This is a genomic window from Terriglobales bacterium, from assembly GCA_035487355.1.
In the GTDB taxonomy this organism is placed as follows: domain Bacteria; phylum Acidobacteriota; class Terriglobia; order Terriglobales; family Acidobacteriaceae; genus QIAW01.
The window spans coordinates 1-11151 of record DATHMF010000009.1; the positions used below are offsets into that span (position 1 = coordinate 1).

An 11151-nucleotide genomic window follows, 5' to 3' on the forward strand; every position below is an offset into this window, starting at 1 on the left:
AATACGGTGGATGGTTATCACCTTAAAGCGGGATCGCCCGCTGCGGGTTCTGGCGCGGTAATCGCCAATAATGGTGGCCGCGATTTCTTTGGAACAGCCTTGCCGAGCGGCGCGCCCGACCGTGGTGCGGCTCAGGGAAGCCAAGTACCGCCCCCGCCCGATTTCTCCATCTCGGCAACGCCGTCTTCGCAAACCATAAATGCGGGGAGCATGACCACCTATACGGTGAATGTTACCGGATCGAATGGCTTCACCGGCACCGTAAACTTGGGGTTAAGCGGCTTGCCCAGTGGGGCAAGCGATTTCTTCACTCCTGCCTCGGTGAGTGGCACAAATTCCTCCACGCTAACGGTTACGACTTCGACCGCGACGCCAGCCGGGACGACTACGCTCACCATCACCGGTACAAGTGGAAGTTTGTCGCATTCAACAACTGTCACTCTAACCGTCGCCGGCGCACCGGCGGCGCCAAGTCTGACAGGAACCGCCGGCAATGCGCAAGTGAACCTCTCATGGACAACTTCGTCAGGCGCCACGAGTTATGACGTAAAGCGGAGCCTGGTAACGGGTGGTCCTTACTCGCTGGTTAATTCGGGCACCGTCACGAACTTTGTCGATACTACGGTGACAAATGGGACGACATACTTTTATGTGGTTTCTGCGCTGAACGCAGTTGGTGAAAGTCCCAACTCCAACGAAGTGAAACTGACTCCTACTGCCTTTAGCATCGCGATTAATTGCGGTGGGCCAGCGATAAGTCCGTTCGTTGCCGATATGGACTTCGCGGGCGGCACTACGATCAATCACGCCAACACGATCAATCTGACCGGGGTAACCAATCCGGCGCCTATGCAGGTGTATCAGACGGCGCGGATAGGGAACTTTACCTACACGATTCCGGGGAGTACCGCGGGATCGAGTCATACCGTGCGGCTGCACTTTGCCGAGACCTTCTGGACGGCAGCGGGCAAACGCAGGTTCAATGTGTCGATTAATGGGACGCAGGTGCTTACCAACTTCGACATCTTTGCAACAGCGGGAGCCATGAATAAGGCAACGATCCAGCAGTTCACGGTCAATGCCAATGCGGCCGGGCAATACGTGATTCAGTTCACCGCGGTCATAGATAAGTCACTGGTGAGCGGAATCGAGATCCAATAATTGTTTTCGGGTGCACGGACTCACAGTGAAAGCTGTGAGTCCGTGATGTTGGTCATGGAAATCACCTGGATGCCAAACTCGCCGTTGAACTAGTACCAAGCCTAAGTAACAGAGCTACAGGAAAGCGTGTGGCGGAATAGGGCAGAGGCTGAAAGTAAGTCTCGCATACCCTACTCGGGTCGACCTTGGGGTCAGGTCGCAGTCCGCCGAGTCTGTCCAAAATTGTGAGAGCCGTTGTTCGCTAAAAGGAGCTGAAAATGAATGCCTTCCAACTAAAACGTGCGTTTCGTCCGGTATTGATGAGCCTTTTTTTGGCCTTGACGTTCTTTGTCATGCTTTCTCTTCGTGGGTACTTGAATCCACCCAAGGTTGTAAGGGCCCAATCCGGTCCCACCATTACCGATTGGCAGCAATTCGGCGGCGACCCAACGCATTCGGGCGCCAACAATAGTGAGACCATAATTAATGCAAGCAACGTGAGTGGCCTTAAAAATGTCTTCACGTTTAACCTGGCAGCGGGCACCGATGCATCCGTTGTCGCTCTCACGGGCGTTTCGACATCCAGCGGCGTTAGAGATCTGGTCTTTGTTAATAGCAAGCTAGGAGATTTCTATGCGCTTGATGCGAAGACGGGGGCGGTAGTATGGACGGCAAAAGCGGCGGGAGGTTTCAATAATTCCAGTCCGGCCATCGATCCAAATCGACAGTTTGTCTATTTTCCAGGAGCAGATGGTTTCGCTCATAAATTTAACGTGGCGGATGGCGTCGAAGTCAAGGGTGGCGGTTTTCCGGCGATGGTAACCTCATGCAGCGGAACCAAGATTCCGTCAGCACTGGGAATTGCAACCGACGCGAGTGGTGTTACCAGGCTTTACGGTTCGAGTTCGGGTTTTGGCGCCTGTCCCCACGGAAGCATTACGGCTATCGACCTGGCTACCGGCACACAACATGTGTTCAACGCGGCATGCAGCAACGTCGATGGGCACGTCGGGACGCCCGGCATCACAGGTTGCGCTAACGGGGGTTCAGGAGTGTGGTCACGCGCCGGAGAAGTTTATGATCCCGCCACGAACCTGATTTATGTCGCCACCGCTGAATTTGGCGCTTTCAGTCCATCTACACACCGCTGGTCGCAGACGCTGCTGGCAATCAACCCGGACGGCACCACCAATAACGGTAATCCGGTCGACAGCAATACCCCTACAAATTTTGCGAGTGAAATCGCCGGCGATATTGACTACGGCAGCAACAATCCGACTATAATGCCTGACTTGCCGGGCAGCACTGTCGCCCATGTGGTGTTAATGTGTGGAAAAGACGCCCAGATGCGGTTGCTCAATGCGAATAATTTGAACGGCCACAATGGTCCTGGTTTCACCGGAGGCGATCTCTCGGATACCCCGCTGCCCCAGGGAGGCGAGGCGTTCTCCCAGATTGCGTTGTACACCGCTCCAGACGGCACCCATTGGGTCATTGCCCCAAGTACACATGGCATCGCCGGTCTCGTATATACGCTGAACGCGGCAAATCAACCGACCCTGATACCGAAATGGCATCTCACCAATGGCTGGGTCACTTCTCCCGTTGTAGCCAATGGCGTGGTCTTCGGTGCCAACGAGGCTGGACAGGTTTTCGCCCTGAACCTCACGACAGGAGCGCAGTTGTGGTCTGCAACGACAAACGGACGTCACTGGTCCAGCCCAGTTGTAGTCAATGGCATGCTTTACATCACAGATGGGTTTGGAGCTACAGGCGGCCGGCTATTGGCCTTTGGCTTGCCTTCCAGCGGCGGCAACCCGCCACCAGCGCCGGCGCTGGCAACGCCAAGTGCGGGTAACAACCAGGTAAGTCTCTCCTGGTCGGCCTCGACGGGCGCCAGCAGCTACAACGTAAAACGCACCTTGACCAGCGGCATGAACTATGCGCTTGTAGCATCGGGCGTGACTGCAACCAGCTTCACCGATACGACCGTGACCAATGGCACGAAGTACTTTTATGTGGTCTCGGCACAGAACGCGGCCGGCGAGAGCGCTAACTCGAACGAGGTCTCCGCTACGCCAACGGGTGGGGTAACACCGCCCACGGCGCCGACGCTGGCAACGCCAACTGCGGGCAACAATCAGGTAAGTCTCTCCTGGTCGGCCTCGGCAGGCGCCAGCACCTACAACGTAAAACGCACCTTGACCAGCGGCGCCAACTATGCGGTTGTAGCATCAGGGTTGACTGCCACCAGCTTTACCGATACGACCGTGACCAACGGCACGAAGTACTTTTATGTAGTCTCGGCACAGAACGCGGCTGGCGAAAGCCCTAACTCTAACGAGGTTTCGGCTACTCCAGCGAGTGGACCCGTGATTGCCATCAATGCCGGAGGACCGGCGGTAAGCCCGTTCGCGGCCGATATGGACTTCGTTGGCGGCACGACCATCAATCACGCCAACACGATCAATCTGACCGGGGTAACCAATCCGGCGCCCATGCAGGTGTATCAGACGGCGCGGATTGGGAACTTTACGTACACGATTCCGGGGGGTACCGCCGGATCGAGTCATACCGTGCGCCTGCACTTTGCCGAGACCTTCTGGACGGCAGCGGGCAAGCGCAGGTTCAATGTTTCCATTAACGGAACGCAGGTGCTTACCAACTTCGACATCTTTGCAGCGGCGGGCGCCATGAATAAGGCAACGATCCAGCAGTTCACGGTCAATGCCAATGCGGCCGGGCAGTACGTGATTCAGTTCACCGCGGTCACAGATAAATCCCTGCTGAGCGGAATCGAGGTTCAGTAGTTCAGGTGTTGGGTACCCACTGGTTCGACCTGTGCGAGTTGAACAGGTTTGACCGTTCAGGAAATCATCCTCCATGTGGCTTGGATGAGAAACCACATGGAGGATGGAAATGTCAGAACTGTATCAGAGCCCATCCCATTCCCAATGGGACTAAAGGAGGTGGAGTAGAATGATTTGGCAAAAACCCGGATTCGATGAAATCTCGCTGAGTTGTGAGATTAACTCTTACGCTTCGGCTGTGCTGTAAGGCGTAAACTAACGCAGCAAAAGGCAAGGATTCCCTCCGCGCCCTCCAAGGGAAGAAGTCGCTCTCCTGCGGATTCTTCCCTAGGGTCCGGATTTTTAAGATCTGTAGTCCGCGTCGACACATGGCCAGCACTTGGAACAACAACAAGTAATCCACATCATTTCACGCACGAGAGTTTGATCCTTCCAGCGTAGATTTTTGTTGCGATTCGCGACCTTAATGCCCCTGACACTGAACCAACTTCTTCCGGCTTTGGGTTCAAGAGCGCGCCGAAATAGATTGTTAAGCCTAAGAGAGGGTCGTTAAGTTAACCCGTTAAACAAAGACAATTTAACCCCATGAAACTTGACTATGCCTCGTGTGGCGGGAGAGACTGCACGCGACAAAAGTGCGGGCCGTAATCGGAGGTGTTCCTTACAGGCTCTGCTGGTGAATGATCAGCAGAGCCTCAGGTTCGCCGAGCACGCACACCACTACCAGGAAGAGGCTATCTTTGGGGAGCAAGACAATAGCGCAATCTGGCCAATTCTAGATTCAGCAAGCCGCTCTGTGCAAAAACCTGTACGAGTGACTACTTGAGCCCGAATTAGTTAAATACAAAACAAAACATAGTAGAGACAGTAAAAACTTGGGAAAACTTCTGGAGGAGAGAACAGCTTATGAAAATCAAACGACAGTCGAAACAAGGGCTACACGCGGGCATGGCCAATCGCGGGTATTTGCAGAGCCCAGTCTTTTTACAAACGGGGAAACAATTCCGCTGGTTTGCGCTGGCGGCTTTCGCGGTTATAGTAACGGCCTTATGCTTGGCCGCATTTGTACAGCCTGCCGCTGCCCAAGACGTCTTCGGACGTATCTCCGGGACGGTGACGGATACACAGGGTGCCGTTATTCCCGATGCGAACATCACGATTACCAACGAGCAAACCAAGCTCTCACGGATCCTTAAGACCGATGCCAACGGCTTCTATGTCGCCGATGATCTGCCCGTGGGGCTCTATACAGTAGGTGCGACTGCGGAACACGGATTTAAGGCCTTCAAGAAAACGGGCAATGATTTAACTGCAGGCACGCGCCTGACCGTTGACATAAAGCTGCAGGTCGGCGCCACTACCGATGTCGTAGAGGTGACCGCAACAGGTGAGACCGTCAATACGGTCTCCGGTGAGCTCGCGAGGACGGTGGATTCGTTACAGGTGCGGACGCTCGCCTTGAATGAGCGCAACTACGTCCAGTTGGTCTCGCTTGTCCCGGGCGCCGCCCTTACTGCCTTTGACCAAACTGCGCTGACCACCGGAATGTCGACCACCGCCTCCAGCCTCAACGGCCGCCGCGCCGACGGAAACAACTTTACTGTGGATGGCGGCTTCAACATGGATTCGGGCTCCAATGCCACCCAGCTCAACAATGTGGGCATAGATTTTATTGAAGAGGTTTCTATTAAAACCTCCAACTTTTCCGCCGAGTACGGTCGTAATGACGGCGCCTCGGTTAACGTGGTGACCCGCAGCGGAGGCGACCGGTTCCACGGGGGCTTGTTCGAGTATTTGCGGAACAACCAGTTTGACGCCATTCCTTCGATCAACAAAGTCAACATACCTGCGGGCGCGACCACCAAGAGCCTGGAGAGCATTCTGCACTACAACGACTTCGGATGGAACTTTGGCGGGCCCATCGTTCACAAGAAGCTGTTCTTCTTTGTTGGGCAAGAGTGGAAGCGGATTCGTCAGCTGGCACAGACGCAAAACCTCACGCTGCCAACTACGGCCGAACTGGCGGGCAACTTCACGGGTGCAGGAGTGACCCTCAAGGCGCCGACAGCTGCAGGAAGTCTCCCGCCAGGCTGCACCATCACCGCCAATGTGCTGTCGCCGCAATGCATCACGCCCGACGGGGCTGCCATTGCCGCGGTCTTTACAAAGATGGCGACGGTGGCTTCCACATTCAGTAATACGGACCAGGCTTCAAACGCGATTTTTCAGCCCAACAATCCGCAAAACTGGCGGGAAGATATCGCTCGTGTTGACTATCAGCTGAACAGCGCCCACGCCATCTTTGGCCGCTACATTCACGACGACCTTAACCTGATTGATGCGTTTGGAACGTTTGTGCCTGGCAACAGCCTGCCTACCACTCCCACCAACCGCATACGTCCCGGATATTCCATCCAGGCTTCAGACGTATGGACCATCAATCCGCATCTCATCAACGAGGCGAAGTTCAACGTTTCCTGGAATAAACAGCGCATTCCGCCTTCGGGAACCCTGTGGGAGCGGTCAACTTATGGGTTCCAGTTCACCCCGCCGCTCGGGTTCGTGGGAACCTTCCCCAATGGAATTCCTCACATAACCTTTAACGGGCTCGGAGGCGCCGCAGCCACGTCAGGACCTGCCGGGATCCCGGGTCCATTCTTCTCGTTGCTCGCTCCTACCGTTGATATCAGCCCTACCGATAACCTGACTTGGACGCTGGGAAGCCACACTCTGAAGTTCGGGATGATGTTTGCCCGCAATCGTAAGGACCAGAATTCGCGCACGGACTCTTATGACGGCAGAATAGTTTTCGCGACCAGTGCAGCCACAACTGGCGTCACTTCTACGGGTGATCCTGTCGCCGATGCGCTCATGGGAAACTTCCAGAGTTTCTCACAGCCGTCAGCTGACCCGGTCGGCCATTTCCGCTACGACAACACCGAGGGCTATGTCAACGACAGTTGGAAGGTTGCCCGGAAATTGAGCCTGGAAATAGGTCTTCGTTATCAGTACATAGGGGCGACTTACGTTCAAGGCAATAACGTCGCCAACTTTGACCCTGCCCTCTATGTTCCTGGCGTGACCGTGACGGGCAAAAATGCCAACATCCCTGGTGCCGGCAGTCCTGGTCTCTTCAACACGCCAACAGGTCCAATTTTGCTCAACGGGTTAGTGCGCCCGGGGAGTGTGCCTGCAGACCAATTGGTTCGTGTGCCTGGCGGAAACAGCCCTATCGTATTGGCTACTACTAGTGGAGGTTCCCGCGGACTCTATGCTCCAAAAAACCTCTTTGCGCCCCGTTTTGGTTTTTCCTTCTCGCCGTTTAACGATGACAAGACGGTGATTCGCGGGGGTTTCGGTATCTTCTACGATAAGCCCGAGGGCAACATTATCTTCGGGCAAACCGGGGTAGTGCCCTTTCTGTCGTCGGTGCAATACAACAATAGCAATCTGTCGAACATTACCGGCGGCGCTGGGTCGGCTCCGACCATTTTCGGCATGAGTGCGGTCGACCCGAACTTCAAGAACGCCTATTCCATGCAGTACAGCTTTGGTATACAGCATGAGCTTCCGTATGGAGTGCTGGGAGAGGTGAGCTACGTCGGCAACCAGGGACGGCATGAGGTTCGCCAGCCCAATATCAATGTACCATCATTGACTCTGACCGATGCCAATCCAACCATGCAGACCAATCAGTTACGTCCCTTCGTGGGCTATACGGATATCACCCAATTCCGCAGCGACAGCAACTCGAACTACAACGGCCTGCAGTTTTTTGCCACCAAGCGGAAAGGCAACCTCCTGGCCAGCGTCAGCTACACCTGGTCGAGAGCGCTGGGCGATACCAGCGGCATCAATGACAACCCTGAACCGGAATGCGCTTTCTCCTGCATTCTGCCCAACGGACAGGCTATAACCTGGCGGCAATTCGACTACGGGCCGCTGACCTTTGACCGGCAGCACGTCCTGGTATTTACCTACAACTACGCATTCCCGTTCTTCCGGGCCCAGCAAGGTCCTCTCGGGGTTGCTCTTGGAGGTTGGGAGTTAGGCGGCATTACCCGCTTCCAGACCGGCGCACCCTTGACCGTAACGGCCGGCAATCTAAATGTTGGAAACTTGCCCTTCACTCGCCGCGCAGATTTCTTCCCGGGTGCACCGTTATATTCCGGATATACCTGCCCGTCGGTGACCAAGTGCTGGTTCAATCCGGGGGTTGTCAAGGACCCTATCACCAAACTGACGATCAATAACACACCTGCTTTCCTGACATCGGGCGCGTTGGATCCAACCCTCGCCACTCAGATCGGCGATGCCCCGACAGGAAACATCATCGGTCCGGGATACTTCAACTGGGATGTTTCCGCGCGCAAGAAGTTTAACCTGCCCCACGAAGGCATGAATCTGATGTTTCAGTTAGATCTCTTTAACGTCTTCAATCACTCCAATTGGGGCAATCCAGGCACGAGTGCCTCAGGAGGTCTCGGCATCATCACCTCATCTGCACCTCCACGCCAGCTCCAGTTCGCTTTGAAGTTCAACTTCTGAACTGTGGGGGAGGACTCTGTTGCGAGAACTACAGGTTCTCGCAACAGAGTTCCAGGTTAACTGTTTCATATGTTGGCCTCTTGAGGAAGCGATCCTCCGAGCAGCCTTGGGAGGCCCTGGTGACTGATTCGCTGATGCTCGTACGGGGCAGTCGTGGCCCCCTCGCGCCAAACCCAGAGCTTGTCTATGCATGAAAATGTAATGAAGCACCATCTTTTGCAACAAGAGAATTAAGAAGAATAAGGAGACGCCAATGACATCAGTAAGGCGCATTTTACTACGGGCCAGCGCGTTGCTCGCAGGAGTCCTCATTTTACTGGCGGCTAAGCCCACGCATGCCGCCCCGAACAACCCCGCATGTAGCGGTGCCGGGCAAAGCAGCCAGACACTCTACGTGGCCACGAGCAACAAGGTCTTTGTCTACTCCCTTGGAGAGACCAGTCCGCGCCTGATCATTACCGGCGGCCTTGCCAGCGTCACACAGATTGCGACAGATGCAGCGGGAAAGCGCTACGTCAGCAATTTCGGTACTGGGCCGAGTTACGCAGACAGCTCTGTCACTGAATATGAGCGCGGGCATACTTCGCCGACGTTCACGAGGACAGTGGGTGCGTTCTCTGCTTCGGGCGTGGCCGTTGACGCCCAGGGAAACGTGTTCGTGAGCTCATATTACCGCAACACAGTTTCGGTCTATCACCCCGGTCAAGTCACTCCGTTTCTGGTCTTTGACAAGGGCATTACAAGCCCTGACCGGTTGGCGGTCAGCGGTACAAGTCTCTATGTAGCGGAATCAGGATTGGGAGAAATCCTGCAGTTCTCTTCCGGCTCGCCGGCCGCTACTCCCTTGACTCTCACTCTGAAGCCACCAGACACGTTGCCGCCCTTTGGCGGGCAAATTCTCGGCGGACCCTTTGTTGTTGGGTCCGATGGCACGGTATATGCCAGCGGAGCCGCCACCGGACCTGAGATGGGAGGCGGAGATTTTATCAATGTGTTCGCCCCGGATCAACCTTCGCCGCGTGCTAGCGCTGTGGTATTCACGGGACCCTCCGCGCAGTCTGCTCCCGGTGTCGCGGTTAGGGATGACGATCTTTATGCCGCCACGAACGACAACAATGCGGCCTACCAGTATGAAGTAGACAGGAACCTGACGCTGGTCCGCACGATCACGACTGGTTTAAACCACTCGGGTTTGATCGCTCTCGACGCAGGCGGTTGCTTGTATGCCGGCAATATAGATGGCCGGGTGACTGTCTATCCGCCGGGTGCGACCAAGCCGTCGCAGATCATTACAGTTCCTGGTGGCGGCCCACTCTATACTCTCCTCATCGGGCACTAATACCGCGGATGAGGATCTAGCTATTCCGCGGCGACCACGGAGATCACCCGGTGAGACCAAAACCAAACACCTAGGTCCGTGCTCAAGGCAACTTATCAGCCGAAACGACTGGCCGCGGTGGCTCCGATGTGCAATCCGAGTCAATCGTGACCCTGCGCTCATGCCAAATGGGGACAGATCACTTTTTGGCAATGACAGGGGAGATGCCAGTGACGCGCCCCTTCACAGGAGCGGCGTCATTCTCTGTCCGGATGGTCAGTTCCTGCCCTAAACGTAACCGACTGAGAACATAATCTGGGGCGTCAAAGGCTATCTCCTTGGTACCATTGAATAATTGCCAGGCACTGAATCGCGCCGTTGATCAGATTAGGAGGACCAAAATGAAAAATGCAAATTCGGGCGCTTACCCTGCTTACAAACAGCAGGCAAGTTCGCAAGCGTGCGCCGTTCTAAGGAATATGGCTACTTTGATTTTGCATGGACCTGCCTGGAAGACATTTGCTTGTCGAGGACTGGCCGCTTTCATTGTTCTGGCCGTCATGCTTCCGCCGGCCTGGGCAAGCGATAGCTGCAGCGCCAAGCAGGCTGCGTTAGAAATATTTCTCAACGCGCAACCAAACCATTGCGTCCAGGATGCTGAGTGCGACGGATATTACCTTAGCGTTGACGCTTGTGCCCCTCCCGTAGCCATGGCCAAGCCGGGAGTCATCAAGGCACAGGAACCACAACTATTAAAGCTGCAAGATGAGGTTCGCGAGGCATGCGCCGATTCCTGGAACCAGCGTCCGGCATGCTCGCCGATTTCTTTTCAAGCGAAGTGCCGTGAAAATCGCTGCGTCAACGCTGCGCCGGCGGCCAAGGCAGAATATCCTTATGCAGTTATCCGCCACGAGTGCGCGCCCTGGGATGGGCCAGCGATTGGAATTCACCTGACCCAATCGGAAGCCAGGGAACACGAGGTTCCTGCGCCTTCCCTCAACATATCGGTATGGCGCGGATTGCCGCCGCCCACCGACAAACCCATTCCCTTGCGCACCGGAGGAGTAGGTATAGCAACGCGCTGTCTCAGCCTTGAAAAGTGCGAGACTGCCACTAGCGCTACGATTACCTTCACGAGTTATGATGAAAACTCGGTTTCAGGAAGTTATGAGCTGAAATTCAAAAATGGCGATATCGAACGCGGATCGTTCCACGCGGATTGGCAGGATTATCATGAATTGTGTGGGTGAGGCAGCGACCAATTAAAATATTCGCACCGATGAGAGCCCTCTTCCGAAGCATTTTCTTCTTTGCAACAACGTGCACGGTTGTCTG

At 55.2% G+C, this 11151-nt stretch carries 5 protein-coding genes; all 5 read left to right on the top strand.

The window, feature by feature from the left end; genetic code table 11:
• A partial coding sequence (locus VK738_01905) for a malectin domain-containing carbohydrate-binding protein (protein ID HTD21376.1) occupies positions 1–1161 on the top strand: 1161 nt, incomplete at its 5' end.
• Positions 1162–1418: 257 nt separating this feature from the next.
• Positions 1419–3950: a malectin domain-containing carbohydrate-binding protein gene (locus VK738_01910; protein ID HTD21377.1), complete on the top strand. Its 2532-nt coding sequence runs from the start codon at positions 1419–1421 to the stop codon at positions 3948–3950.
• Between the two features lie 906 nt (positions 3951–4856).
• The gene (locus VK738_01915; GenBank protein HTD21378.1) at positions 4857–8498 is read left to right on the top strand and encodes a carboxypeptidase regulatory-like domain-containing protein; all 3642 of its coding nucleotides are present in this window, start codon (positions 4857–4859) and stop codon (positions 8496–8498) included.
• 253 nt (positions 8499–8751) lie between these two features.
• Positions 8752–9837, top strand: a complete 1086-nt coding sequence (locus tag VK738_01920) for a hypothetical protein (protein ID HTD21379.1) — start codon at positions 8752–8754, stop codon at positions 9835–9837.
• 380 nt (positions 9838–10217) lie between these two features.
• Positions 10218–11066 (top strand): hypothetical protein, encoded by an 849-nt coding sequence (locus VK738_01925; protein ID HTD21380.1) that lies wholly within the window; start codon positions 10218–10220, stop codon positions 11064–11066.
• The last annotated feature ends 85 nt before the right edge of the window (positions 11067–11151 follow it).

Coding starts and splice junctions, on each gene's coding strand:
- VK738_01910 (HTD21377.1), top strand. CDS start 1,419: ATGAATGCCTTCCAACTAAAACGTGCGTTTCGTCCGGTATTGATGAGC.
- VK738_01915 (HTD21378.1), top strand. CDS start 4,857: ATGAAAATCAAACGACAGTCGAAACAAGGGCTACACGCGGGCATGGCC.
- VK738_01920 (HTD21379.1), top strand. CDS start 8,752: ATGACATCAGTAAGGCGCATTTTACTACGGGCCAGCGCGTTGCTCGCA.
- VK738_01925 (HTD21380.1), top strand. CDS start 10,218: ATGAAAAATGCAAATTCGGGCGCTTACCCTGCTTACAAACAGCAGGCA.